This window comes from Pedobacter jeongneungensis, assembly GCF_000633455.1.
Classification (GTDB): Bacteria; Bacteroidota; Bacteroidia; order Sphingobacteriales; family Sphingobacteriaceae; genus Pedobacter; species Pedobacter jeongneungensis_A.
On record NZ_AYMG01000038.1, the window covers coordinates 136,631 to 162,033 of the forward strand.

Annotated in this window: 20 protein-coding genes; 5 read left to right on the forward strand and 15 right to left on the reverse strand. The window is 42.2% G+C overall.

Going from position 1 to position 25,403, the window contains the following annotated elements:
* Nucleotides 1-88: 88 nt before the first annotated feature.
* The 4 genes from U859_RS0127880 to trxB all read left to right on the forward strand — a co-directional run bounded on the left by U859_RS0127880 (nucleotide 89) and on the right by trxB (nucleotide 4,507).
* Nucleotides 89-1,249 (forward strand): cysteine desulfurase family protein, encoded by a 1,161-nt coding sequence (locus U859_RS0127880; protein ID WP_025146505.1) that lies wholly within the window; start codon nucleotides 89-91, stop codon nucleotides 1,247-1,249.
* 6 nt (nucleotides 1,250-1,255) lie between these two features.
* Nucleotides 1,256-2,056, forward strand: coding sequence for a sulfite exporter TauE/SafE family protein (locus U859_RS0127885; RefSeq protein WP_025146506.1), 801 nt, complete (start codon nucleotides 1,256-1,258; stop codon nucleotides 2,054-2,056).
* 28 nt (nucleotides 2,057-2,084) lie between these two features.
* The gene (locus tag U859_RS0127890; protein ID WP_025146507.1) at nucleotides 2,085-3,461 is read left to right on the forward strand and encodes an MBL fold metallo-hydrolase; all 1,377 of its coding nucleotides are present in this window, start codon (nucleotides 2,085-2,087) and stop codon (nucleotides 3,459-3,461) included.
* A gap of 71 nt (nucleotides 3,462-3,532) precedes the next feature.
* Nucleotides 3,533-4,507, forward strand: a complete 975-nt coding sequence (trxB, locus tag U859_RS0127895; RefSeq protein WP_025146508.1) for a thioredoxin-disulfide reductase — start codon at nucleotides 3,533-3,535, stop codon at nucleotides 4,505-4,507.
* 358 nt (nucleotides 4,508-4,865) lie between these two features.
* Here trxB and U859_RS0127900 read toward each other — a convergent pair whose 3' ends face one another.
* From U859_RS0127900 to U859_RS0127910, 3 genes are all read right to left on the reverse strand, one after another.
* Nucleotides 4,866-7,799: a M16 family metallopeptidase gene (locus tag U859_RS0127900; RefSeq protein ID WP_025146509.1), complete on the reverse strand. Its 2,934-nt coding sequence runs from the start codon at nucleotides 7,797-7,799 to the stop codon at nucleotides 4,866-4,868.
* A gap of 125 nt (nucleotides 7,800-7,924) precedes the next feature.
* Nucleotides 7,925-9,562 (reverse strand): protein-disulfide reductase DsbD family protein, encoded by a 1,638-nt coding sequence (locus U859_RS0127905; protein ID WP_240183113.1) that lies wholly within the window; start codon nucleotides 9,560-9,562, stop codon nucleotides 7,925-7,927.
* 19 nt (nucleotides 9,563-9,581) lie between these two features.
* Nucleotides 9,582-10,031 carry a protein-disulfide reductase DsbD N-terminal domain-containing protein gene (locus U859_RS0127910; RefSeq protein ID WP_025146510.1) on the reverse strand — a complete coding sequence of 150 codons (450 nt, stop codon included), beginning with the start codon at nucleotides 10,029-10,031 and terminating at the stop codon, nucleotides 9,582-9,584.
* Nucleotides 10,032-10,338: 307 nt separating this feature from the next.
* On the opposite strand from U859_RS0127910, the gene U859_RS0127920 reads away from it, so the two are divergent.
* Nucleotides 10,339-10,806 (forward strand): Lrp/AsnC family transcriptional regulator, encoded by a 468-nt coding sequence (locus tag U859_RS0127920; RefSeq protein ID WP_025146512.1) that lies wholly within the window; start codon nucleotides 10,339-10,341, stop codon nucleotides 10,804-10,806.
* Between the two features lie 17 nt (nucleotides 10,807-10,823).
* On the opposite strand, the gene U859_RS0127925 is transcribed toward U859_RS0127920, so the two are convergent.
* The 12 genes from U859_RS0127925 to U859_RS0127980 all read right to left on the reverse strand — a co-directional run bounded on the left by U859_RS0127925 (nucleotide 10,824) and on the right by U859_RS0127980 (nucleotide 25,382).
* On the reverse strand, nucleotides 10,824-11,177 hold the full coding sequence (locus tag U859_RS0127925) for a BlaI/MecI/CopY family transcriptional regulator (protein WP_162800068.1): 354 nt from the start codon (nucleotides 11,175-11,177) through the stop codon (nucleotides 10,824-10,826).
* A gap of 95 nt (nucleotides 11,178-11,272) precedes the next feature.
* Complete coding sequence (locus tag U859_RS0127930; protein ID WP_025146514.1) at nucleotides 11,273-12,421, reverse strand: TlpA disulfide reductase family protein; 1,149 nt, start codon at nucleotides 12,419-12,421, stop codon at nucleotides 11,273-11,275.
* A gap of 28 nt (nucleotides 12,422-12,449) precedes the next feature.
* Nucleotides 12,450-12,914 (reverse strand): protein-disulfide reductase DsbD domain-containing protein, encoded by a 465-nt coding sequence (locus tag U859_RS0127935; RefSeq protein WP_025146515.1) that lies wholly within the window; start codon nucleotides 12,912-12,914, stop codon nucleotides 12,450-12,452.
* A 20-nt stretch (nucleotides 12,915-12,934) separates the two neighbouring features.
* Complete coding sequence (locus tag U859_RS0127940) at nucleotides 12,935-14,464, reverse strand: redoxin domain-containing protein (RefSeq protein WP_162800069.1); 1,530 nt, start codon at nucleotides 14,462-14,464, stop codon at nucleotides 12,935-12,937.
* A gap of 78 nt (nucleotides 14,465-14,542) precedes the next feature.
* The gene (locus U859_RS0127945) at nucleotides 14,543-16,069 is read right to left on the reverse strand and encodes a RagB/SusD family nutrient uptake outer membrane protein (RefSeq protein ID WP_025146517.1); all 1,527 of its coding nucleotides are present in this window, start codon (nucleotides 16,067-16,069) and stop codon (nucleotides 14,543-14,545) included.
* A 28-nt stretch (nucleotides 16,070-16,097) separates the two neighbouring features.
* Entirely contained in the window at nucleotides 16,098-19,586 is a 3,489-nt protein-coding gene (locus U859_RS0127950; protein ID WP_025146518.1) for a SusC/RagA family TonB-linked outer membrane protein, read from the reverse strand.
* 270 nt (nucleotides 19,587-19,856) lie between these two features.
* Nucleotides 19,857-20,978, reverse strand: coding sequence for a FecR family protein (locus tag U859_RS0127955; protein WP_025146519.1), 1,122 nt, complete (start codon nucleotides 20,976-20,978; stop codon nucleotides 19,857-19,859).
* Nucleotides 20,979-21,142: 164 nt separating this feature from the next.
* A complete protein-coding gene (locus U859_RS0127960) occupies nucleotides 21,143-21,766 on the reverse strand; it encodes an RNA polymerase sigma factor (RefSeq protein ID WP_025146520.1) in 624 nt (207 codons plus the stop codon).
* A gap of 353 nt (nucleotides 21,767-22,119) precedes the next feature.
* Entirely contained in the window at nucleotides 22,120-22,635 is a 516-nt protein-coding gene (locus U859_RS0127965; protein WP_025146521.1) for a hypothetical protein, read from the reverse strand.
* 132 nt (nucleotides 22,636-22,767) lie between these two features.
* Entirely contained in the window at nucleotides 22,768-23,748 is a 981-nt protein-coding gene (locus U859_RS0127970) for an alpha/beta hydrolase (RefSeq protein WP_205314449.1), read from the reverse strand.
* 77 nt (nucleotides 23,749-23,825) lie between these two features.
* The gene (locus U859_RS0127975) at nucleotides 23,826-24,593 is read right to left on the reverse strand and encodes a rhamnogalacturonan acetylesterase (protein WP_029986243.1); all 768 of its coding nucleotides are present in this window, start codon (nucleotides 24,591-24,593) and stop codon (nucleotides 23,826-23,828) included.
* Between the two features lie 12 nt (nucleotides 24,594-24,605).
* Nucleotides 24,606-25,382 (reverse strand): rhamnogalacturonan acetylesterase, encoded by a 777-nt coding sequence (locus U859_RS0127980; RefSeq protein ID WP_025146524.1) that lies wholly within the window; start codon nucleotides 25,380-25,382, stop codon nucleotides 24,606-24,608.
* Nucleotides 25,383-25,403 lie beyond the last annotated feature (21 nt).

Below are 25,403 nucleotides of genomic sequence, written 5' to 3' on the forward strand. Positions count from 1 at the left end.
GAATAAATTATGGATTATCCACCTCTGCTTGACACAATCAATTAACTGTAAGATATTTGTCCATATAATTTTCAGAAAACAGATAACTATGGAAAAAATCACCTACCTTGATAATGCAGCTACTACCGCGCTGGATACCAGGGTTTTAGACGCCATGCTACCTTACCTGGGTGAACAATATGGCAATCCTTCATCATCATACGCCTTTGGAAGGCTATCCCGCGCGGCGATTGAGTTAGCCAGAAAAACTGTTGCCACGCACCTTGGCGTGAAAGCAACGAACATATATTTCACCAGCGGTGGCACGGAGAGCAATAACACTGCAATTTCTTGTGCAATCAATGATTTGGGATGCAGTCATGTTATAACCTCAGCGATAGAGCACCATTCGGTACTACATACCGTTCAGCATCATTGCGCCAGTTCGGCGGTGAGTTGTTCTTACGTTCGTTTAGACAAATATGGCCAGGTGGATCTTTTAGACCTCGAGCAGCAACTAACCAGCAAGTCAGCTAACGGCATTAAGTGTCTGGTTAGTTTAATGCATGCAAACAATGAAATAGGTGCTATTCTTGACATTGGCAGGGTCGGCGAGCTGTGCAGAAACCACAGTGCAATTTTTCACTCGGACTGCGTGCAGACTATAGGACACTACGCAATAAACCTGGCAGAGGTTGGCGTACATTTCGCCTCGGCCTCTGGGCATAAGTTTCATGGACCCAAGGGAACAGGCATTCTATATGTCAGCAACGACACCTCTTTAACGCCATATATACATGGCGGAGGTCAGGAGCGTAAAAAACGTGCCGGCACGGAAAATGTTCATGGCATTATTGGATTTTCAGAAGCGTTAAACATCGCAATGCAACAGCTCGTTGAAGACCAGGAAAAGATTGTCGGGCTAAACCAGAAAATGCAGCGCGGGCTTTTGAGCATTTCCTCCGAGATCACTTTTAACAGCTTCACTGACTGCCTCTATACGGTGCTAAGTGTGAATTTCCCTCAGGGAAGCGATACTGACCTCTTGCTTTCCTCCTTCGACCGCAACGGAATATGTGCTTCAGGCGGAAGCGCATGCAGTAGTGGCGATGACGGCGGGAGCCATGTTATCGCAGCGTTGGGAAATAACATACCTGGGGCTACGATCCGTTTTTCCTTCAGCAGAATGACATCCGAATGCGATATTGACTATGCCATCAGCAGGATTGCAGTTGAGCTTGGAAAAATAGAAAATAAAGTAGCCCATTAAAAGGCCATGGAAATTCTGGGTTACCTCTCTTCAGTTTTAATAGGCATTTCCCTGGGCTTGCTGGGTGCCGGGGGCAGTATACTTACCGTACCAATCCTGGTATACCTTTTCGGGCTTAGTCCTGCAATATCGGTACGCTACTCTTTGTGGATTGTAGGCTTTACCAGCCTCTTCGCGCTAATACCTAGAGTCCGAAAGGGCGAAGTATTGCTGCTCGAAGGTGGTGTCTTCGGAGTGATATCAATATCGGTGGTGTGTATTGTGCGGGTGCTAATCCTGCCACTGGTTCCACACGAGCTTTATAAAAAAGGTGATTTTGTATTAACTCTGGACAATGCAAGCATGATTTCTTTTGCTATCCTTATGTTTTTTGTATCCCGGGCGATGACCCGCCAGTCTGATGCCCGACCAGATACTCCAGTAACAAAAGCGTCTGACTTACTTTTAGTTTCTTCAGCTATTGCAACCGGATTGCTTACTGGTTTTCTGGGCGCAGGTGGTGGTTTTTTAATTGTACCGGTTTTAATGTTTTTTTTCAGGCTTGATGCAAAAAAAGCAATCGGAACTTCGTTGTTTATCATCACACTGAATTCTATCTCCGGATTTCTTTCTGAAATGAACCTTCAGAAACTGGACTGGACTTTCATTGGCTGCCTGACGATACTGTCGGTTTTCGGAAGCATAATAGGACGCCTTATCGGCCAGCGCCTGGATACCATCCACCTCAGAAAAGCCTTCGGATGGTTTATATTTATCCTGGCTGTAACGCTGCTAACCATCCAGGGGATTCAGCTTATTTACACCTAATCCACTATTGAACAAAATTCAAAGCACCATGAAAATAGAACAAATTTATGAAAAGTGTCTTTCGCAAGCATCATACTACATTGAGTTTAATGGCGAGGCTGCTGTAATCGATCCGTTAAGGGATGTTTCCCGTTACCTGGCACTTGCCGATGTGTCAGGGGCAAAAATTAAATACATATTCGAGACTCATTTTCATGCAGATTTTGTAAGCGGACACCTCGAACTTGAACAAAAGACCGGCGCAGTAATTATTTTTGGTCCCGAAGCGGTAACCGGCTTTAAAGCTCATATTGCTTCGGATGGCGAATACTTCGGACTAGGGGGTGCAAGTTTAACGCTACTGCACACGCCTGGCCATACACTGGAGAGCAGCTGTCTGTTGCTTAAAGACGTTCACCATCAACAGGTAGCCATTTTCACAGGAGATACACTTTTTCTGGGAGACGTGGGTCGCCCGGATTTAGCGCAGGATACAAATATTGGTTTGAGTAAGGAAAATCTTGCCGGAATGCTATATGATTCTTTGCACCGTAATATCCTTCCCCTATCTGATCACATCACATTATATCCAGGCCATGGCGCGGGCAGCGCGTGCGGTAAGAATATGAGCAGTGAAACCGTCGATACGCTGGGTAACCAGCGAAAGTCAAACTATGCACTTAATGCCCAGTTGAGCAAACCGGATTTTATCCACCTATTATGCGGCAATCTGAATGATGCCCCGGAATACTTTCCGATGGACGTGAGGCTGAATCGTCAGGGATATACGTCAATCGATCAGATCATAAAGATGGTTGTTCCACTCAATCCGCGTCACTTCAGTGAACGGATGAGCCAGCAAGGCACAATGGTGCTGGATGTGCGCAGTGCTGACGATTTTGCGGCCGGCCATATCCCGGGCTCAATCAACATTGGACTGGACGGACGGTTTGCACCATGGGTCGGAGAAATAATACCCTCCTCACAGAAACAGATTTTACTGGTTTGTCCCAGGGAAAGAATCGAGGAAACCATAATGAGACTGGGTAGGATTGGTTACCATCAATGTACAGCATACCTTGCCTTAGGGATAGATAGCTGGAGTTCCGCGGGAAATCCTGTTGAAAATGTACTTAACATTTCTGCCGCTGCATTCTGTGAATTACATCAAAATTTAAAAGGAAATCTTATTGATGTTCGCGCAGCCTCGGAATTTGCGCTTGGATCAATTGGCGACAGTCAGAATATCCCGCTTTCTAAAGACATAGAATTAAAAAACGAACTGATGGAAGATACTTATATTTTCTGCGCTGGTGGATACCGGTCAATGATCTTCATTTCGAAAGCAAAGGCGGCAGGACATCAAAAGCTGATCAATATTAGCGGTGGGTATAATGCTTTGGTTCAAGCGGGTATCCAGTCATAAAAACAAATAAAAGGCATGCTATTTATTGGCTAAAAGCAGATAACAATCAGGCAAAAAAATAAATAAGTAAAATGAAACAGGAAGAGAATAAAGAGCACCATCAGTGCCTGATCATAGGATCTGGTCCTGCAGGTTATACCGCAGCCATTTATGCAGCAAGAGCTGATTTAAAACCAGTGATGTATACCGGGATGGAGGCAGGTGGTCAGCTTACGCAAACCACTGAAGTGGATAATTTCCCTGGTTATCCTAAGGGAATAACGGGACCGGAAATGATGGAAGATTTCAGAAAACAGGCGGAAAGATTTGGGACAGCAATACATTTTGGCTACATCAGCTCGGTAGACTTTTCCAGACGCCCCTTTAGTGTAGTCCTAGACGAGGTGAAAATGATCACCGCCGACACTGTGATTATAGCAACCGGAGCAACCGCAAAATGGCTGGAAATTCCCGGCGAACAACAATATAATGGCTTCGGTGTGTCGGCTTGCGCAGTTTGCGATGGATTTTTCTTTAAAGGAGTTGAGGTTGCAATTGTAGGAGGCGGCGATACCGCGGCGGAGGAAGCTACCTATTTGGCTAAATTATGTAAGAAAGTCCACCTTCTGGTGAGAAGAGATCAGTTCAGAGCTTCAAAGGCCATGATATCACGTGTGCTTGCAACCCCAAACATCGAAATCCACTACAACACCAGTACCGTTGAAATTCTTGGAAATGGAAAAAACGTTACCGGTGTCCGGGTATTGAATACATCGAGTGGTCTGGAATCCGCCATCAATGTCGAGGGATTTTTTGTAGCTATCGGCCATCAGCCTAACACTGGAATTTTCAACGGTCAGCTGGATATGAATGAAATGGGTTACCTGATTACCAAGCCAGGCAGCTCAAAGACCAATATCCCCGGGATATTTGCCTGCGGCGACGTACAGGATATGCACTACCGTCAGGCGATTACTGCTGCAGCATCAGGATGCATGGCAGCACTTGACGCAGAGCGCTACCTCGCCGGGTTAATACCCTCTCCCCTTATTCTGATGAGCCTCTAGCCGTAAGCAGGATGTAGAAGCTGAACGAATTTAGCCAAATCAGAAAAAACCTATCTCCCGTTTGCTGCGCCTGGAAGTGATTATCCTATCCCAACAGACACCTACGAACTGTTTAAGCATTTATTTAGTTATGGAGGGGACATCATACTGTTTTATGTCCAAAGAAATCTTCCCTGATTTTCTCAGCATCCTTTAAAGTATAAAAAGTGCTTTTGCATACACTATCATACGGAATGCCCATGTATATGCGGCTTAAACTATAAGCTGGTGTAATACAGGATGTCGGCCGTTTGAAAAGTAAAAGGGTTTGTCGAAACCAATCGACAAACCCTTTATTGTTATATGTAGGTAAATAACTTTAGTAACCGAAGATCTGCTCCAGGGAGAGTTTAGTTACCGGACCCAATTTCTCAAGTCCCTGTAGGTTAATTTTCTTTTCTGAAGAGACGATGCAATAGATGTAGGATTTTCCGGCAATATTTTCTGAATGAAACTGTCTGATATCCGTAAATTCCAATGCTTTCAGTTGATTATACCTACTGATTCTGGAATCCTCATTGAATCCTAGTTTTTTATCTGCCAGATAACTATATATAATGTCATCCTGGGTAATTCGTTGGGTCTGGATACTATTCTCCGCACTGGTCTTTGCCAGAGCAAAAGACTTTGACGCTTCAGGAATAACTGAAATCAGTTCATTCATTCCACTAACCGCCTCCAGCATTTTGTCTGCCTGTGCACCAACGTAGGCAATCATTGCAGTCTCCCTGGTCCTGCTCGCAGGAACCTGATATGTTGCGAAAGTGGAATAGGCAAGCGCTTTGGATTCTCTGATAGTCTGAAAAACAACAGACCCCATTCCCCCACCGAAGTAGTTATTGAAAAGAGAAATTCCGGCAAGCTTTTGCGGATCGTAAAGACCTCCGTTTCTTACCCAACGAATATCAGCCTGTACCATATCATAATCTGCGAAATAGACCTTGGTGCTGTCGGTTTTTGCATAAGTAAAGGTTTTGAATGGGGCTTCAGGTGTAAATTCACTTGGCAGCGGGTGTATTTTTACGATATCGGACTGTAAGGTTGCTAATGTTTTGGGACCGTAATAGACTATCGAATGTTTGTAATTGGTCAGGTTATGCAGGAGGTCAATAAGGTCTGCAGACTTGATATTTTTCACTTCTGAAACGCTCAGGGAGTATCTGAATGGATTATCAGCACCAAACTGTGCAAAGGAGGTTAGGCCATTCATGATCATACTTTTATTGAGTTTCTGGTTATCCATATTCTTCAAAATCCTGGACTTGAAAGCATCTAGTGCCTTTTCATCAGCCTTGCAATTTGTTAATATTTTTTCCAGTAGCACAACCGCCCTATCAAAATTTTGATCAAGTCCGCTTAAGGTAAGTGAAGTGACCTCAGTCCCTACATTCAGGGAGTAAGTGCAGGCGAGTTCATAAAACTCACGGCTTATTTCCTCAGCGGTTTTTTTATCATCGCCCAAAAAACTCAGGTATTGTGCCGCATAAGGCAAAAGTTTATAATTATAGGAACCTTTATCAAAGCGGTAAGTCATTCTGAAAATCCCATTATCCTTGTTCTGTACGTAAAGCACGTCAGCAATACCAGATTTTCCAAAGGACAAATCCTTGGTATAATCCAGAAATTTAGGGGTAATTGGTTTTACTGGAGCTGAGATGATATTCTTAGTAAAAGGAGAGATTTCGTTACGGTTGGTCTGGATTGCAGTGATTGCGGGTTTATCGACCTTCAGAATATTTTTATCAACTCCTTTACGCTTAAATATAACTGCATAATTGTCTAAGAAAAAGCGATTGGCGAAATCAACAATTTCCTTTTTGCTAACCTTTTCCATCTCATCATTCGATGCGAGGATTTTTCGCCATTGTGTTCCGCGGTTTTGAATAAACGCATTCATAATTGCTTGTGCACGGGCATCATTACTTTCAAAAGCATTTAGGTCTTCCAGTTTAATATTGGCAACGGTAGCCTTGATCAGTCGTTCGTCAAATTTTCCGGCCTTAAGTAAGTTAATTTGCTGTAAGAACAGTTGCTCAGCATCCTCCAGGCTTTGCCCCGATTTTGGCGAACCACTCATAATGAACATCCCATAATCCTTCATCTGATTGTATCCAGCTCCTGAATTAAGCATTTTTTGCTGTTTATTGACATTAATATCCATCAGGCCTGCCTTACCGTTGGAAAGGATTTTAGCGATCATATCCAGTAAAAGGCTTTCGCGGGTGTTGCTGGCAAAACCCCTGTAAGCTACCATAAGGTTTTCAGCGCTGGGATCATAAACATCAACCCTTTGTACCGTTGTCAATGGTTTTTCCGGTGCTGGTTTATATTCTGAGAGTGGCTTGGCCGTCATATAGGTAAAACTTTTATCAATCTTCTTTACCGCCTCATCAAAGTTAAGATCACCAGCCATGATGACTGCCATATTGTTGGGCACATAAAATTTGTTGTAGTAATTTCTGATCTCTACCATTGACGGATTTTTAAGATGTTCAATGGTACCAATAGTCGTCTGCTGTCCGTAATTGTGTGTAGGAAAAAGTGTTTTCAGCAAAACTTCATAAGTTTTCCTTCGGGCATTGTCCATGCCCATGTTTTTTTCCTCATAAACAGCTTCAAGTTCAGTATGGAAAAGACGGAAAACAGGTGCACGAAAACGTTCAGCCTGTACCGCCAGGAATTTATCCAAGGCATTGCTCGGCAGGTTTTCCTCATAAACGGTTTCCTCAACTGCTGTATGGGCATTGGTGACTGTGCTACCAATTGATTTCATCATTTTATCATATTCATTGGCAATAGCATACTTGGAAGCCTCACCCGAAACCCTGTCAATTTCCTTATAGATTTGTTTTCTTGTTTCAGGATCGGTCGTTTTTCCATAGGTTTCATAAAGGCCTTGAATCTTATCCAGCAAAGGTTTTTCCTTTGCATAGTCAAGGGTTCCGAATTTGTCCGTGCCTTTGAAAAGAAGGTGTTCCAGGTAATGGGCCAGACCAGTATTGGTTTTAGGATCACTATTGCTACCCGCACGAACAGCCATTTTAAATGTTATCTGAGGCTCTTTATTATTCTGGGAAAGAATAACAGTCAGTCCGTTTTTCAAGGTATAGAAACGGCTTTTGGTTGGATCGTTTGTTACATAACGATAAGCATAACCTCCTGAATTCCCGGTCTTCCACTGAAAGGTCGACTGTGCATTCGCATTACTCAGCACCAAGAGCATGAGTGCTGTTATCAATAATTTTATTTTCATTTTTAGGATTTACATTACAGGCGTTGAGGTTAAAAATAAGGGTAAACCATCCAGTATTACCCTTATAATAATCAATTAACTAACTAAAACTAAAACGGCGACTTCTACAAAAAACCGTTTTTTCTTTATCTGAAAGCGTCAAGGCCGCTTTGCAGAAATTTCTTATAATTTATCGGATCATAGTCTGCGCCCTGCGGAGCTACCAGTTTCTCTTCGGTATTTGGATTAAGGAGCACATAATAAGGTTGAGAATTGGACTGGAATTTCCGGGTCTGCAGGTCACTCCATTTTTTACCAATCGTGTTGAGGATTTTACCCTCTGGGGTTGTTACCCTGTCGGCTTCAGAAAGCTCACTTTTATCATCAACATAGAGCTGGATGAGTATGTATTCCTGACTGATCAGGCGGTATACTTCCTTATCAGGCCATACATTGGCCTCCATCTTCCTGCAGTTCACACATGCATGTCCAGTGAAATCAATAAGTACAGGCTTGTTTACCCTTTTCGCTTCCTGCAATCCCTCCTGGTAATCGAAATAAGCATTCAGTTTAAGGGGCGCATGGAACTTATCTGCATATTTATGAACTCCCCCAGGCTCTTCTCTGGCGGTGGTCACTCCACTGGTAAGAATTTGGGTATAAAGATCGAAGTCCTGCGTTTCCTGAGGTGGCAGAAATGCTGAAACACTTTTTAACGGAGCACCCCAAAGCCCTGGAATGAGATAAATTGTAAATGCCATCACAATGGCCGCCAGAAATAATCTCGGTACGGAAAGGTATGCTACTGTGCTGTCATGCGCAAACCTGAGTTTCCCAAATAAATAAATGCCCATCGAACCAAAAATCACGATCCAAAGGCTTAAGAAAAGTTCCCTGTCAAACCACTCCCAGTGATAGGCCAGATCCACATTACTCAAGAATTTAAGCGCAAAGGCAAGTTCAAGAAAACCCAGTACGACTTTAACACTATTAAGCCATCCCCCGGATTTTGGAAGTTTATTCATCGCCGAGGGAAAAAGGGCGAAAAGCGCGAACGGTATGGCCAGGGCAAGAGAAAAACCAAACATACCTGTTGCAGGCCCAAGTAATGCACCTGTTGTAGCGGCCTGAACCAGCAGCGTTCCTATGATCGGTCCTGTACAGGAGAACGAAACCAGTGCGAGGGTCCCCGCCATAAAAAATAACCCTGCAAGGCCGCCCTTATCGGAATTGGCATCCATTTTATTGACCCACGACGAAGGGAGTGTAATCTCAAAAGCACCCAGAAAGGAAGCGGCAAACAGTACAAGTAACAGGAAGAAGAAAAAGTTAAAAATCCCGTTGGTTGAAAGGCTGTTTAATGCATCAGCTCCAAAAATGACGGTGACCAGCAAGCCGAGCACCACATAAATCACTATGATAAAAAAGCCATACAATGCCGCCCGCTGAAACGCTTTTCCTTTTTCCGCGCCTTTGGTAAAGAAACTTACCGTCAAAGGGAGCATCGGAAAGATACAGGGCATTAAAAGCGCTGCCAAGCCCCCTATAAAGCCTGCAATAAAAATTCCGGTCAGCGTATTTTCTCCCTGTTTTTCTACAGCTGGCTTTATGGGTTTATCAACCGGTTCAGAACTTATTTTTGCTACACTGTCAGTTGCTGTAGCGACAGTGTCAGTCTTGATTTCAGTGAACACCAGATCGTCCGTAGCAAGACTATCCTGCGCGTACCCAAAAGCAAACATACAACACAACAGCGTTGTAAGACAGCTTCTTTTTAATAACATCATTTTCAAATCAAATATATTATTTCACAAGAATGCTAAATTCAACCTCTTCGGGAGGCAGGCACTGACTGTCATCACATACCATATATTCAACCTTGCCCTTTACTGAAACCCCTTTGGCTGAAAGTTTCACTTTTTGCTGAAATACTACAGTATTTTCAAAATAACTTACGTTCATTTTAAAAGTAGATTCAAATTTGGTGACTGGTTTTGGTTCAGATGTTTTCCCTATCAGCGAAAAGGATTTGGAAGGCGTAAAAGTGAAAGTGGTTTTCACCGGTCCGCCATCTTTAACAAACTGGGAATAAATATGCCATCCCTGATCGATTGTCGCTTTAAGATAAAGCGTTGCCTCATTAGGGCTTGTTCTTTTTGCTGCATAGCTCCACGTTACTGGTTTAAGTATCTGACTATAAGCTCTGGCTCCGAAAAACGCAGCAAAGCAGCATAACATTAGGATTTTTTTCATTTGGTGTATTTTTTTGGTTGTTGATTTTCAATATTCACCTCATTGTGCCTGCTGTAAACTCTTCTGAATTATCAGACTTGTATGCGTCCAACAAATGGGCTAAATATTACTGGCCAGCACTAAACCCAAGCTTTCTATCAGGAAGTTTAGGCGTTTATATTTTGGTAAAAATCATTATTATAAACTTTTGTATCAATGATTATTGTTATTTTCAGATATTTTCTGCTTTTTTACATACCAAACAATAAAAAGTTCAGATTAGACATTAAATTCTTTCTAATAACTGTTTTTTTTTCAATTTAAGACTATGATTTTAGGCGATTTAGATAAAATAGACATCGAAATACTAAGGCTTTTACAGGATGACGCGTCATTGACAAACAAGGAGATATCCTCAAAACTGCATAAATCAATTGCAACGATCCATGAGCGCATCCGAAAACTAAAGGAACAGGGCTATATCAAACGAATCGTAGCCATCCTGGACCGCAAAAAGATTAACCGTAACCTGATTGCGTTTTCCCACGTGTTGCTTAAGGAACATACCGCAGCGACCCTAATTGCATTTGAAACTGAAGTGTCAAAATTTAATGAGGTAATGGAATGCTTTCAGATGACGGGCGCCCACGACTTCATTTTGAGGATTGCCACCAGGGATATGGAAGAATACCATGAGTTCCTTCGAAACAAGTTGGCCACCTTACCGAATATCACAACTGTGCAAAGCTATTTTGTACTTTCAGAGCCCAAAAGCCATACAGCATACCCTATATAAGCATCAAACTCATCCGTTTAACCTGAAACGCTTAAATAGTCATCGGTCAGTTCTTTTAACACTTCCGCATTTCCTCCGCACAGCTCATTCTTCATCCAGTCCATAAATTCAAAGACCAATCTGGCATGGTTCCACACCGGGTAATAAATCATTTTTTTCCCAGTCTTATGACCACGAATCATTTTTTTGATCACCATCATTCGCAGATTGAAAGATATGGTGCTGTAAGCCAGGTTTGAAAGTAAACTCACCTGAGCAAGCTCATCCGAAGTTGCTTGCTGCAAGGACCATAAAGCGCACAATATCGTCAGCTCAACTTTATTCACATGCTTGCCATTACTTAATAATGGTGCCTTTATTTTTTGTTCCAACAGCGTCATTTATCTAACTGCAAATTTCATCGCTTAATCACTTTTAAACTCATCATTACTACCAGATAGCAGTAACGATGAGTATTTTAAAGGATTTATTTACCATTGGTTTTATTAAGTAACTCACCAAGCTTGTCCTGTAAAGCTTGTCCTCGAAGATTAACTGCAATAATTTTTCCAGCAGGATCGATCAAATAGTTTTGTGGAATTGAAGCTATCCCATATAGCTTAGCAACATCATTATCCCAAAATTTCAAATCGGACAACTGCGTCCAATTGAGGCCATCAGCCTTGATAGCGGCTAACCAAGAATCCTTCTTTCCAGGCTGATCAAGTGAGATACCAAGTACAGTAAAATTCAGGTTTTTGTATTTATTGTAAGCTACAACAACATTTGGATTTTCTGCCCTGCAGGGTCCACACCAACTTGCCCAGAAGTCAAGCAATACATATTTTCCACGGAAAGAACTCAGGCTGACAGGTTTGCCATCGGTATCATTCTGCGTAAAGTCGGGAGCCATCTTGCCTACCGTAGTTGCACGCGCAAGTGCGATGGCTTTCGCAAACTCTGCACCTTTATCGCTTTTACGAACATTTGGGGATAGGCTATTGAAAATCGGGCTGATTTTGTCCGGATCGATAGAAGCGCCGGCAACTTCCATTAGCGCATCTAGGCTCAAAAATGAATTTGGGTTTTTCTTGATATATTCATATTGAAGGGCTTGACGTTCTTCGGTAGCCTGGTTGAAGCGTTTCCGGATATCATTGACAAAAACTGTATCTTTTTGCTTTTCCGTACCTGCTGCCACATATTCAGCATTTAGGGCTGCTCTTTTTTTATCACCAGGAGCTAAGGTCTTCTGGTAGGCGAGATATTCTTCATTGATTTTCGAGCCTGTGACAGTAGCCTTTTTTACAGAATCAGCGGAGGATAACTTAATGTTACCGCTTTCGATGTAGACAAATTTATAATCAGGTGTTCTTCCAAGCTTTTTCAGCCCCAGCCCCTGGTGGTCAAGAATTACCTGAACCCTTACTGGAGAGGCAAGCTTACCAGCGAACTGGAAAGCTCCATTTTCAATTGCCACAGAATCCATCACATTTTTCCCGGACAATCGGTAACTCAAATAAGCCATGGCAGGCTTACCTACTTGACCTACCTGACCGTTGATTTTAAATTCACCCGTTTGTGCAAAAGCAAACACAGGAAGAAAAGATAGGACACTTAAGATATTTTTTTTCATTGTTTTAATATTTAATTTATTTATAGATTTACTTTACGAGTATTGAAAATTTTACGTCTTCCGGGGGAAGGCAGCGCTCCTCATCACATACCATAAAATGTACTGAGCCAGAAACTTTCGTTGGTGTACCTGAAGAAAGCTTGATCTTCTGTTGGAAAGTTACAGAACCCTCCAAAAATTCCAGTACCATGTTAAAATTTGGATCAAACACTTTTTTTGATTGGGGTTCAGAAACTTTTCCATCAAGCTTATACAGCTTATCGGCAACGAATTGAAAACTTGTTTTCACAGGGCCACTGCCAGCAGTCATATCCTGCGAATATATATGCCATCCCTGATCAATTACTGCCCGTATGAATAATATTGCTTCATTTTTCCCAGTCCGCTTTGAAGCATAACTCCATTTCACAGGTTTAAATATCTGAGCGCTTGCGCTAGTAGAAAGCAAAGCGAGGACAAATAAGGGAATTAGGATTTTTTTTACGTATTTCATAAACTCTGGTTTATTCACAATTAAGAGTTGCTCGAATTGACAGCGAGATCAATCATTAGTTTGAGATCTGCTTCAGCTTCCAAATCGTCGATCATAAAATTTGAAAATAAAATTCTGCCTTTTCCATCAATTATGAAATTGACAGGCGCTGCAGTTCGGTTGTCGAGATTGCCTTTTTTCCTACCTTTTACATCTTCAAGTGCCTGAAATGAATATCCGCTTTGCTTTAAGAACGGAACTACATATTCATTTTGTTCTGGTGCTATGTTTAGACCGATATAAGCAAGTTTATCTGCGCCAAATTGGTTAACCACACGCTGGAAATGTGGAAATTCCCCCCTACAAGGTCCACAGCCTGGAAACCAATAGGTAAGTAAAACCGCCTTACCTTGAAAATCCTTGAGCGAGGCATTTCCACTTCCCACATAACGCTTCAGACTAAAATCTGTGGCAGGTTGCGCTACCCTCGTAAGCTGGCTTATGATATCCCGAGTAAGATCTGATTTCGACTTGGATAATTTGCTGGCATATTTGGACAGCTTTTCATAAATAAAAACTTTAGGATTTTTGCTGAGCGCAGTCAGCAAAGTGTCGTAGGCTGCCTGTGTGTTGCCAGTTTCGTCTATAGCCTCAGCTTTCATTGCCAGCACCAATTGGCTTGGTTTAACATACCGGCTAAACTTAAGTTTTTCAATAATTGGGAGTGCATCCGCTCCCTTGCCCTGATCAAGGAAATTTCTGGCAGCTATAAATTGCTCGGCCAACTCGATATTTTTAAGCCACTGTTCAGCAACTTTGGGTTTCGAGGACAATTCCCTTGCTAAGTCTAGTGCTCGTTGAGGATACTTTTCTAATAGGGCATTAAACAAACGGAATGCGGCAACCCCGGCTGAAGGGTTGGTCTCGATACTTGCATTGCGATAAGCCATATCAAGATATTTGATTTTCTCTTCATATGTGGGTGCCTTTATCCCGAGAAGCAAAATTGCAGCGGTTGCCGTCCAGTTCTCAGGGAAGCGTTTGGAATAATCCAGACTAACCCTTTGATATTCTTTCCAATCTTCCGAAAATTTTTGGGTATAACGAAAGGCAAAATCACTATTTGTAGGATCTGCTTCCATCGCTTTTTGTAAGTACTTCTCCCCCGCGTTAAAATCGCCCCAGCGCTGACTGTCCTCGGATAGTGCACCCCACGCTTTGGCATTCTTCGGATTGCGTTTCACAGCCTCTAGCAGAAATGGTTTGGCCTTTGGGCTCTCAATTTTAGTAAAGGCTTCGCCCAAGGCAAATGGGAAAACATCCGATTTGGGATATTTTTGAATCCATTTCGCATACTGGGCGTCGATTTCTTTGGTATCAATTCCTACAGCTTTGATATATTCCCGCTGATAAGTCAGGCTATCAGGAGCATTTTCAACTTTAGCCTTCAAGCGCGCAATTTCATTTTTATCTGTCGATGCAGGTTGATCACCATGCTGCGCAAAGGCAGATAGGCCAGTGATGGCCAAAGTTGCAGCAAGTATGCTGCGCTTTAATTTATTGTTCATCATCTTCATTTTTGTGTATTTCCTCAGCAACAAACACCACCTTCTTAATTTGTCGCGAGATGGTGCAAGTTTAGCTACATATTATTGATAAGCATTTTGTACAATTTGCCCCTGGCTATTTGCAATTTCCAAATTATTGAAAGGTACGACCATGTTGACTGGGTTAAAAATATAGGTCTGCGGCGTATTCAAATCCACGATCCCATTTGTAGCCTTATAAAAGGTACGGGTAACGGTAACATCGTCCGAGGGATCACTATTTGCGCCAAATCTGCGTATATCCAGAAACCTGAACGTGAATGGCAACTCGCGGCGTCTTTCCTGTAATACTTTTGTTAATGCATCTCCCTGAGTGGATAAAGAAAGCGTATAAGAAAAGCCCGTTTTAAAACGTTTAGCACGGAGTGTGTTAATTGCACCTGTTGCACCGGATAAGTCGTTGATCCTCGCGCAGGCTTCAGCTTTGTTCAGTAAAACTTCCGCAATGGATGGTCCCTCAATATTCCATATCCCATCATTAAACTGTGTATATCTATATGTCGATGGTGTAACTACTGTAAACCGTCTCCCTCCATCTGGAATGATAAACCATTTGAACCTAAGGTCGTTGGATTGATCATACAGTGCAATCAGTGAAGGGCTTGGAATCAGGAACTGGGCAGAAGATGATCGAACTCTAGGAAAATAAAACTCTGGCCATGTCAATATCCTGTTGGTAGCGGAGGTGTAGTTCCATCCATTTAGTTCTGAATAGTTCAGCGTCACAGATGGGTTACTGTAAGTTGCCGGGGTGCCTTGTGCTATGGTATTGTAATCTACTAGCTGAGCAACCGGTTTTGCAAGCGCACTGTTTGCATACTGAATTGACTTTGCATAGTCACCTGTGAACAGGTAGTATCTACTTAAGAAAGCATCAATAGCGGTCTTACTTACCCTCCAACGCAAGTTTGCTTGAACATCGTCATAAGTAGCATAGGACTGGGCCTGAGTTACATCAGAAAGTATCTGATCATAAGTCTCCTGCAATGTGGACCTCGAAATGGATTCGGCATAGTCGGTTGTCTTTTTAATGGGCATTCCAGGTCCGGACAAGTTTGCTGAAGCATATGGCTTGCAGTAGTAGTTGACCAGCAGCCAATAGGCGTAGGCTCTGATAAAATATGCATTGGCCTTTACCAGGTTCTTTGTTGCATCTGAGCCAGTTACATCGTCAACATTGGCGAGAATCACATTCGCGGTGAATATTTTTCTATACTGGGCAGTATAAAAGGTATCAGAAGTTTGGTTTGCAATGGTGGGCACATCAAACAGATAGGTACTGATCACAGCAGGGCTGAACGAACTTAATGCGCTATTTGATTTATAGAGCGCCTGACTGATATCAGTATCATCCGTGGCATGGGAAAATATGTATTCACTACCATTGTCCACAAAGTTTGGATATTGGGCAGTCAATACATTCAACGAGTTATCTTCAAGTGCCAGCAGCTGGTCTGCAGTCTTAATTTCAGCAAGCACGCGTGGGGCTTCGGAAAGGTATTTTTTGCAAGAGGTCACAGAACCTAATGTTATCATCGCTAGGGCGATCATAATTTTATTTGTTTTCATCTTCATTCTTTTTTAATAGTCGCTTGTACTAAAACCCAATGTTTGCACCGATAGTATAGGATCTCAGCGGACGTTCTGTTCCTGGCAGATAATCCGGATTATACTTATTTCTGTTGGCAACATAAATCATCCCCAGGTCGGTTCCCTGAAGAAAAACCCTGACATTTCTTAAACCTGCCTTTCTAATGAGATCTTTTGGTAGTGAATAATCCAACATCACGTTCGAACACTGAATGTAGGATGAACTCTCGGTTAGTGTATTAAGTATCGGATAGGACGTCGACCAGAGGTAGAAGTCATTTGAATTCTGCATCGGGAAGCCTGGTACGCTGGTGCTGCCTGCAAAAACATCAGCCACCCATCTATTAACCTGGGTTTTGGTCGACCCACTCCACGCTGTTGCATAATTAAAAGTAGGATTGCGATAAACCCCGCCCAAGTTTCCGGTAAAGAAAGCTGTTAGGTTAAAATTCTTATAGCCCAATGAAGCGCGATAGCTCAAAATCGTCGGTGGGGTGGTTGTTCCTTGGTAAACCATAAACTGCTCACCCGGACTTGTCATGTAGTTAGATATCAGCGCTATATTTACAGATGTGCCATTGGGACCGATGATTGTTGGCACACCGTTTTGCATTCCAGAATAGACAAAAGAGTAGACAGCGTTCAAGGGCATTCCTTCGATATAAGTTGTTGCAGGATCCCTCATCGCATTCGCTAACCGCTGAGGAAAAAATAGGCTTGTAATCCTGTTTCTGTTATAGCTATACTGAAGCGATGTATTGTAGCTTAGGCCTGTTGCCCCAATATTTCCCCTGGAGCCCAGCTCAAGCTCGATACCGCGGTTAGAAATCTCAGCATTATTGAAACGTTGCTGATTGGTGCCTGTAGTAGATGCCAACTTGATAATACCTGTAATGTCCTTACCTTGCTTATTATATACCTCGACGGTACCAAACAAGCGTCCATTGAACATCGAATAATCCAATCCGATGTTTGTGCTTACCGTACGCTCCCACCTTAAGGTTGGATTACCATTATCAGCAATGCTAGCAGTAATCGTCCCCGTTGTAACATCCGGAGCTGATCCAACAGATAATAATGTACTTGTAGAACTTGAGGTCACGGTGTTACCGGTGCTACCATAGGTGGCACGTAGGATTAAACGATCGAGCCATCCTATCCTTTGCGCAAAGGCTTCATTTTTTGCATTCCACGATCCGCCGATGGTCCAGAATGGTGACCACCTTAGCGAGGGATCTTTGGTGATATAATTTGAGGCATCGCTTCTTGCGCTCGCTGACAATGTATATTTATCGTCATAAGTATAACTGGCTAAGCTATATAAAGAAACGTAACGGTTCAAGCTATAAGATAGCGTTGTATTACCTCCAGATAAGGTCGCGCCTGGGTTCACACTCGTGAACTGGTAATACTGGTCCACTGCACTGCCGTAACCATATTGAGGTACTGTCGATTGAAGTGTCGCTGGATTATAGCCATATTGCCATGGATCTGTTCTTAAATCTGTACGGTTATTTGTAATTTCCGTACCGGCCGAAGCTGAAATCCTGTGTTTACCGATCAGCTTATCGTAACTGAATTGATTTCTGAATAAATAGTTCGCAGAATTGGTGTTGCTATACTGATTAATACCACCTTTAGGAAGATACACCGTGCCCACTGTCTTGGTTGTATTATTGTACTGTACATATTGGTTAACCATATTGCGGACATAATAGGTGTCATCACTGTAGTAATTGTTGACATCTATTCTCCCCCGCTCATACTGTAAACTGGTATTGAACGTCAATCCAGGAAGTAGTTTAGCTACAAATCCAGTTTGTATTCTGGCCAGATAGCTTTTCGTATCGAGATCACGCGCTCTAGTCTCACGAAGAAGATTGTAGTTCCAATCGGGATACGGAAACCTGCTCAGTGGAAGTAGTGATAAGGCATAATCGTTTCGGGTACCTACATTGATTGAATACAGTCCGTTAGGGTTCAATAATGTTTCGTAGGGCGAGAGAGATTGGATCTCCGCATTGGTCGCACCGCTATTTTTCTGGGCATTGTACTGAACAAACATACCAAAGTTGAAGGTCAGGAATTTGGCTACCTTATATTCATTACTTAAATTGATGCTATAACGCTGATTTCCCGTACCCTGGTAGCGGGTCTGATTGTTTTCAAATAACAAGGATGAATAGGTTTTCGAGCGCTCGGTGTTGGCAGAGAAGTTAACGTTGTACTGATTAACAATGGCCCTACGCATCAATAAGTCCTGAATCTGACTACGGTTGTTAATCAAACTAAGGCTATCGAGCGTTGTGTTCATTGCTCCGGTAGACAGCTGACCATAGCGGTTGGCGTAAATCGCTCGTTGAGCAAGCGTCAGTGGTAGGGACTGATCGAGTGGAAAAGAAGCTCCACCAGTATATACATTAGTTGCAAAATATAAGTTATTTTGGGCCGCTAGTTTTTCATATCGGATCATATCCGCTGAACTTGCAGTGGCCAGATATTGATTAAGGTCGGTTTTTTCGGAAATCCTGGTAAATACACTTCCATCGATTGTCAACCCATTTTTGCCTTTACCCTTTTTTGTGGTTATTACGATAACCCCATTTGCAGAGCGGGCACCCCAGATTGCAGCCGCAGCCGCGTCCTTCAAGATATCAATGCTTTCTACATCATTTGGGTTGATCGATGAAAAATCGGCATTCGTTCCTGCCGCATTTTGGATGGGAAAACCGTCTACGACAACTAATGGACCAGTACCAGCATACATTGTTCCAGCACCGCGAATGAGAATATTCATTGTCCCATCAGCATTTTGCTTCGCCTGAACCCCCGTCGCAACTCCCTGAAGCACTGTTGACAAATCAGATACCGGGCGTTTAGAAAGAATATCTTCACCTATGTGCTGGAATGAACCAGTGGCAAGATCTTTCTTGATGGTTTGATAACCAGAGGTCACCACAACTTCCTGAAGTGCCCTGATGCTGAACGATAGAGTAATTACAACTACCTTTCCCGTTTCGGCAGGTACGGTGTACATTGCGGAGTTGTAGCCTATGAAATTTATTGAAATCTGATCGCCTACATTAGCAAACAAGGAGAAGTTACCATTGTTATCCGTTGTGGTCGCGATATTGGTTCTAACGTTTTTCACTGTGGCGCCCGGAAGGCCATTTCCGACAGAATCCACGATTTTCCCTCTAAAAACTACCTGTTTGGCATTTTCAGGCATTGGAATCTTTGTTTTTGCAAGAACCACTACTGTTTTTGATTCTAACCGATAGGTAAATGGCTGATCAGCAAAACATCTGTCAAGTACTTCTTTAACAGATTTGTTGACAACATTGATATCAACCGGCTTTGCTGTTTTGAACAAGTCAACCTGGTAGATGAAGTCGTAACCAGTCTGAATTTTGATATCCTTAAATATCTCCACCAATGGTGCCGACTTTTTAGAAATGGTAAGTGATTGACCTTCAGCAGCAAAGGATAGCTGCATGAAACATGCGAATAGACAAATACAGGTTAGGTTAAATCGCATTATCCAGTATCTTAATGGGAATCGATCGGGTGAATTTCCTCCATTTTCTAACTTTTCACATATAGGGAAAGCTACTGACCGAAACCAGTTATTGGTGTAAATTTTATACATTTGTTTGGTTATAGTTTAAATAGTTGTTGGAATCAATTGATTAAAAGATAACCGTATTGAGCCGGGAGCGTTGGAGCGCTTCCGGTTTTTTTGTGGTTATCCTGTGGTTCATTAATCTTAGCGCTTCACGATAACCCTCCTTTCTTCTATTAAAAAGTGTACAGCCTGCGTAGATTCTAATGTTTTAAGAATATCTTTTATACCTCTGGATCTGGAAATAGAACCTCCGAAGGCTATCTTCCCTACATCATCCCTAAATTCGATATCAACATCATACCAGCGACTGATTTGCCTCATGATTTCCTTTAAGGAAGAGTTAGTAAAGACAAAATCACCATTTTTCCAAGCCATTACCTGGTCCTGGTCAGCTTTTATAATTTCAATCTGGCCGTTAGACAGGATGGACTGCTGCCCTGGAACCAACAGCTTGAGAATACCATTCTTAGGTTTTACCCTCACACTTCCGTTTAAAAGCGTTGTTCGAACGGATGGTTCATCATCATATGCATTAACATTAAAATGGGTCCCCAGAACTTCTATTTGCTGATCTGCAGTATTGACCAGGAAAGGATGACTACGATCATGTTTAACCTCAAAATATGCCTCACCGCTGAGCTCAACCACACGATTTTTACCCGTGAACCTTATTGGATATTTCAGGGACGACATGGAGTTCAGCCACACCCCTGTTCCATCTGGGAGCACCATATGAAACTTACCGCCCCGGGGTATTTCAATTGCATTTGTTCCTACGGGTCCCTCAGTTGCTTGTTCATGCTGCGTATAAATAATCTGATTATCGGACTGGACGATCTGTGTCCCCGCTTGTACAGCTAGCTGACCATTGGTGGAATTATCCAGCGTGATTCTTGAACCATCGGCAAGAACCAACATTGCTTTATCCTGGCCAGGTAAAATTCTACCCGACTTACTGATCAATAGATTTTGTTTTGGTGGAGGGGATTTAAAGTAGAGGCTGGCAAAAAAAACCAATCCTGCTAAACTTGCGGCAGCTCCATAATAAATGAGGCGAAAGAAACGCTTTTTTGATGCAGATTTTGCCTGGGCAGTTTTTTGCCATATCTGGTCCTTGAGTGAACTATTAACAGCATAGCTGGAAATATCCTGTCTTTGATATTCTTCTAGATAAAACTGCTCAACAAGAGCAGCTTCCTCGGGTGTACAGGAACCTTCCAGGTATTTATCAATAAGTTGTTTTGCTTGTTCTTTATGGTTCATAGGAGAGTGATATATTTTAAAGACACCACTCAGCCCCAAAGGATGTAGAAGAATTAATTATTTTTTAAAAATAAATTAACATGCGGATAAATGTAAGCCAATTTGAAGGACTGGCTTAAGTTAGCCAGATCATTCCCCCTTAAAAAGGGAGGATATATTCAGCATTATTTTGAAGAAATGTATTTCAGAAGAAAGCCTAAAAACAGGTAGCTCAATATAAACAGAGACCCGTAGGATTTGGAAAGATGATTTTTCAGGATTAGTATGGCGTTGCTGATCTGGCGTTTCACCGTCGTTTCGGCAATATTCATTTTGAGGGCAATTTCCTTATTGGTCATGGACTGTTTGCGGCTCATTTCAAAAACTTCCCGCATACGTTCTGGAAGGTTACTGATTACCTTGTCGATGGCCTGTTCGAGTTCCTGAAACTGAATTTTCTCAATAACTGAGGTTTGATGAGTCTGCAGATAAAGCGCAAACCTGTCATAATATTGGGAACGTCTATCATTAGCACGGATCTCATTGAGCACCCTATGTCTTACCGCAGAAAACAAGTAAGCCTTTAGCGTTGTGTGAATCGAAAGCTGATCGCCCTGTTTCCATAAAGAGGTGAATACTTCCTGAACCATATCTTTTGCTTCCTCTTCATTTCCAAGCATTTTTAGTGCATGAACATAGAGCGAATGCCAATGACGATCGAAAACGTTAGCAAACGAAATGTGATCGCCCTCTTTTATAAGAGAGACCAATTGCAGATCGCTTAACTCTTTATGGTCGTTCCTTTTCAATGATTTTTCAATAAATATTTAATAATATCAGCTTGAAGCAAAGAATTCCTCCTGAATACTTAACAAACATCCATTTTTATAATGGATTTTAATATAAATATATATATTTTATTTAAAAAACAATAAATTACATCAAATTATCAGTATCATTTTTTTCAAAAAAACAAAACCTAACCAATAATGGCAAACTCAATCTACAATATTCATCATCAATAGAAGATGAAGATATGCCATTAAAAGCAAGATTTAATAATTTACCTAAAGTTAAAAATTAATTGACAATAAATAAACAGGAGTCAGCAGGCAGAAGAAGATTTAGCAATTCGGTCTTCAGACCATGTATTTAAAATCACTCATCTAAAAAAGCTCCTTGACTTTGCAGACAGGTTATTTTTTCCTATAATGTATATACTAAGAAAAGAAATCTTTCTAATTAAATTTAAGTCTGTTAATAAAGTTGTGCGGAATCCCGACAGGTAATAACCGTCAAGCTTATTAGAGTCTTCTAGGACAAGCCTGGCTGAAGCAAAGGTAGAATATATATCTTGCTCATGCAGGTATACAGTGATGAAATTGCATTGATTCAGCAGTTGCTGATTAATCATATCTGCCTTATCGAGGTAAATAGCAGGATATTCGGCAACGCCGAGTCTTGCCCTGATCACACACCTCGAGTTCGCGCGAAACCTTAAAAAAGCAAGGGATTTTCGGATATTACGCCTGGGCTTTCCAATGAAATGATTTGACACTGGCCCTAACGATCGCGAAATAAAATAGCCGAAGTCGGAACGATAGACCTTCGCCCCTGTCTGTACTATTCTTTGGGCAAATTCAGCAACCAGTTTACTGTGCGTGTAATATTTTTCCATTTAAATTTTTATCATGAAAGTCCTGTAAAAATTATGGGAGCTTTGAATTTATAGATGGACATTTTCAAAACGCCGTTTCTCTTATCTAGAAGTACATTGTTACAGGAAAATGTATGATTAAGGGATTTAATTTCAACGAAATATCTTATGCATAAAACTTACCATGTAATCTGCCGTCTTTTCTGCCCATGGATGAAAGAGCCAGAAAGGATGAACCTTGACATCTACTTTGTGAACTTGGTAATAAACGCCCCACTCGTTCAAACTTGCGATCAATTCATCCTGCCCGGCGTGAAAGCGGGAATATCCGCTATTTAAGAATAGTATCGGAACCATTTTTTCATTGGCCCAGAAACCAGCAGACGCTTCTTTCCATACATCTGGTTTTTCAGAAAAATCCCCCCCGAGCCAGAGAATATCGGGAGAATCGGGTTTCCGGTTGAGATTTAAGGAACCTGGAGCGAGAAAACTGATTACTCCGTCGATATTGATTACTGCGTTCACCACACTTGACGTTTTTAAGCCTTCGCGGTTCCCTTCAAAAGCGGCAACACCATTTGTCGCTGCAACCAGAGCAGCTATCTGACCACCGGCAGATGTACCGGAAATGACGATTTTGCTGGTATCTATCCCATAAGTTTCAGCATTAGCCTTGAGCCATCGGATGGCGGATTTGATATTGTAAATTGCGGCGGGATACTTGGCTTCTGGGGATAGCTGGTATTCGACAGGAATACTAACAAAGCCTCTTTTTGCAATCATTTGCGCCAAAGGGACTTCCATTTGTTTATCACCCGAGCGCCATCCGCCTCCATGTACCATAATCAGGGCAGGGAGTAATTTTCGGCTATCCGGCCTGTAAACATCAAGATGCAAATCTCTGACGCCAAATCTTGAAGCCGCAGAGTTGCTGTAGACAACGTTCTTGAATACCAGTAAACCTTTGGGCAAGCTATCCTTGGCAGGAATCGCAAAGGGATAATCCTTCCGGATTTGCCTGAACACCTGGGCAACAGTATAGCTGGTATCCCGTGGGATAGAAATCCCCTGGCTAAAGAGTTCAGTGAATATTGTGCTCAGCAAAAATACCAGTATATATTGCTTATTCATCATAACCTGTATTTGTATAGAAAAGTAATTGTTCGGTTCAAAAAAGCCTAAAAGACACCATAATATTTGAAAACTAATGGTCAGTTGATTCTACCTTTGAGCATTCTATCAGATAGGCCGATGTGTTTTTCCTGCAAATCCCTTAAAACGAGTTCTGCAATTCTCCTGGCACCATATTCATTGAAATGCGTATTGTCATGGCTACCCTGCGGATAATTCGGATGCTCCAGCGCATCAAGGGTCATGAACAGCTGAGCAGTAATTTCAGGGCCCAGTTTTTGAAAAAGTGCCCGGCTTTTTTCATCGAGATTAATGACCGGGGTTTGACTTTGCCTGCCAACCTCAATCGCAGCTGCTGTGTATTCCAGGTGGGTTTCCAACGCATCTCCGTTTTTATCAAAACGCATTCTGCTCACAGGGGTTATCAGAATGGGTATCCCTCCTTTACTTCGGACATCGGTGATCATCCGTGTCAGGTTCTTACGATAATCGTTTGCTGGAGTGTATCGAGCTGCAAATTCAGGCTGTTTTGCTTCATCATTATGTCCAAACTGAATCAGAACATAGTCCCCCGCCCTTAGGCTATCGATTACTGGCTTCCATAAATTTTCAGCTAAAAAGGTTTTGGTACTCCGCCCTCCCTTTGCGAAGTTACTAACAACAACTGAGGTATCAAAATAATCGGCAAATGGCATACCCCACCCTGTCAGGGGCGCCCTGCTTGAAGGATAAAGACATACAGTAGAATCACCGACCAGGAAGACATTTGTTTTTTGTTGCACGGGAATTATAAAAGACGAACAAAATAGCCCGATTATAAAAAGTATTGAGGTTCTGATGTATTTCATGAATCTGCAGTTTTATTTTTTAATCCCTGAAGGCTTGACAATTCTTTGGGCAAGATCATGGTTCATCTGCTTGATAGCCGACAAGACAATACAGGCTACCTTTCTTGCACCCAGCTCATTGAGGTGTGTATCATCTGAACTTCCGTTGGGATAATTGGGATTTTGAGAAGGCTCGAGATAATTAAATAAATTCTGAGAACCGATGGGACCGAATTTTCGGATCAACTGCTGGCTCTGTCGATCGATGTCAATTAAATTAACCTTCATTTCGTCAGCGAGTTCGCGCACGATAGCAGCATATTTCTCGTGTGTTTGCTGAAGGTTTCCTTCAGCATCAAATTTGCGCCTGGCTACGGAAGTCAATAATAAAGGTACGCCGCCTTTAGACCGGGTTTCGTCAATAAATCTCCGCAGGTTATCTGCAAACTCTGTTTCCGTTGTCGCTGCAGCCTTGGTTTGCACCTCGTCATTGTGACCAAATTCGATAAAAACATAATCACCTTCCCCAAGTTTATCCATCACGCTCGACCATAGACCATCCTTTATAAAAGTCCTGGTACTGCTTCCGTTTCGTGCAAAATTGGATACGGTTACCGTACTGTCGAAAAATTTACAAAAAGGCATGCCCCAACCTGTTTCGGGATAGGCGGATTTACTTTTAATTGCCATTGTCGAATCGCCAATCAAAAACAAGTTGATTTGCCTTGGGCGTATCGCGAAAGCCACCAAAGCCTGGAGCACCAGTATTGTCAGGGAACCCAAAAAAATTCCCTTAATTGATTTATTCATTAGTTGAAGGTTTAAAGTTTT

Excerpts from the sequence above, each read along its gene's own strand:
- U859_RS0127880 (WP_025146505.1), top strand. The coding sequence starts at position 89 with ATGGAAAAAATCACCTACCTTGATAATGCAGCTACTACCGCGCTGGAT.
- U859_RS0127885 (WP_025146506.1), top strand. The coding sequence starts at position 1,256 with ATGGAAATTCTGGGTTACCTCTCTTCAGTTTTAATAGGCATTTCCCTG.
- U859_RS0127890 (WP_025146507.1), top strand. The coding sequence starts at position 2,085 with ATGAAAATAGAACAAATTTATGAAAAGTGTCTTTCGCAAGCATCATAC.
- trxB (WP_025146508.1), top strand. The coding sequence starts at position 3,533 with ATGAAACAGGAAGAGAATAAAGAGCACCATCAGTGCCTGATCATAGGA.
- U859_RS0127900 (WP_025146509.1), bottom strand. The coding sequence starts at position 7,799 with ATGAAAATAAAATTATTGATAACAGCACTCATGCTCTTGGTGCTGAGT.
- U859_RS0127905 (WP_240183113.1), bottom strand. The coding sequence starts at position 9,562 with ATGTTATTAAAAAGAAGCTGTCTTACAACGCTGTTGTGTTGTATGTTT.
- U859_RS0127910 (WP_025146510.1), bottom strand. The coding sequence starts at position 10,031 with ATGAAAAAAATCCTAATGTTATGCTGCTTTGCTGCGTTTTTCGGAGCC.
- U859_RS0127920 (WP_025146512.1), top strand. The coding sequence starts at position 10,339 with ATGATTTTAGGCGATTTAGATAAAATAGACATCGAAATACTAAGGCTT.
- U859_RS0127930 (WP_025146514.1), bottom strand. The coding sequence starts at position 12,421 with ATGAAAAAAAATATCTTAAGTGTCCTATCTTTTCTTCCTGTGTTTGCT.
- U859_RS0127935 (WP_025146515.1), bottom strand. The coding sequence starts at position 12,914 with ATGAAATACGTAAAAAAAATCCTAATTCCCTTATTTGTCCTCGCTTTG.
- U859_RS0127940 (WP_162800069.1), bottom strand. The coding sequence starts at position 14,464 with ATGATGAACAATAAATTAAAGCGCAGCATACTTGCTGCAACTTTGGCC.
- U859_RS0127945 (WP_025146517.1), bottom strand. The coding sequence starts at position 16,069 with ATGAAAACAAATAAAATTATGATCGCCCTAGCGATGATAACATTAGGT.
- U859_RS0127950 (WP_025146518.1), bottom strand. The coding sequence starts at position 19,586 with ATGCAGCTATCCTTTGCTGCTGAAGGTCAATCACTTACCATTTCTAAA.
- U859_RS0127955 (WP_025146519.1), bottom strand. The coding sequence starts at position 20,978 with ATGAACCATAAAGAACAAGCAAAACAACTTATTGATAAATACCTGGAA.
- U859_RS0127965 (WP_025146521.1), bottom strand. The coding sequence starts at position 22,635 with ATGGAAAAATATTACACGCACAGTAAACTGGTTGCTGAATTTGCCCAA.
- U859_RS0127970 (WP_205314449.1), bottom strand. The coding sequence starts at position 23,748 with ATGATGAATAAGCAATATATACTGGTATTTTTGCTGAGCACAATATTC.
- U859_RS0127975 (WP_029986243.1), bottom strand. The coding sequence starts at position 24,593 with ATGAAATACATCAGAACCTCAATACTTTTTATAATCGGGCTATTTTGT.
- U859_RS0127980 (WP_025146524.1), bottom strand. The coding sequence starts at position 25,382 with ATGAATAAATCAATTAAGGGAATTTTTTTGGGTTCCCTGACAATACTG.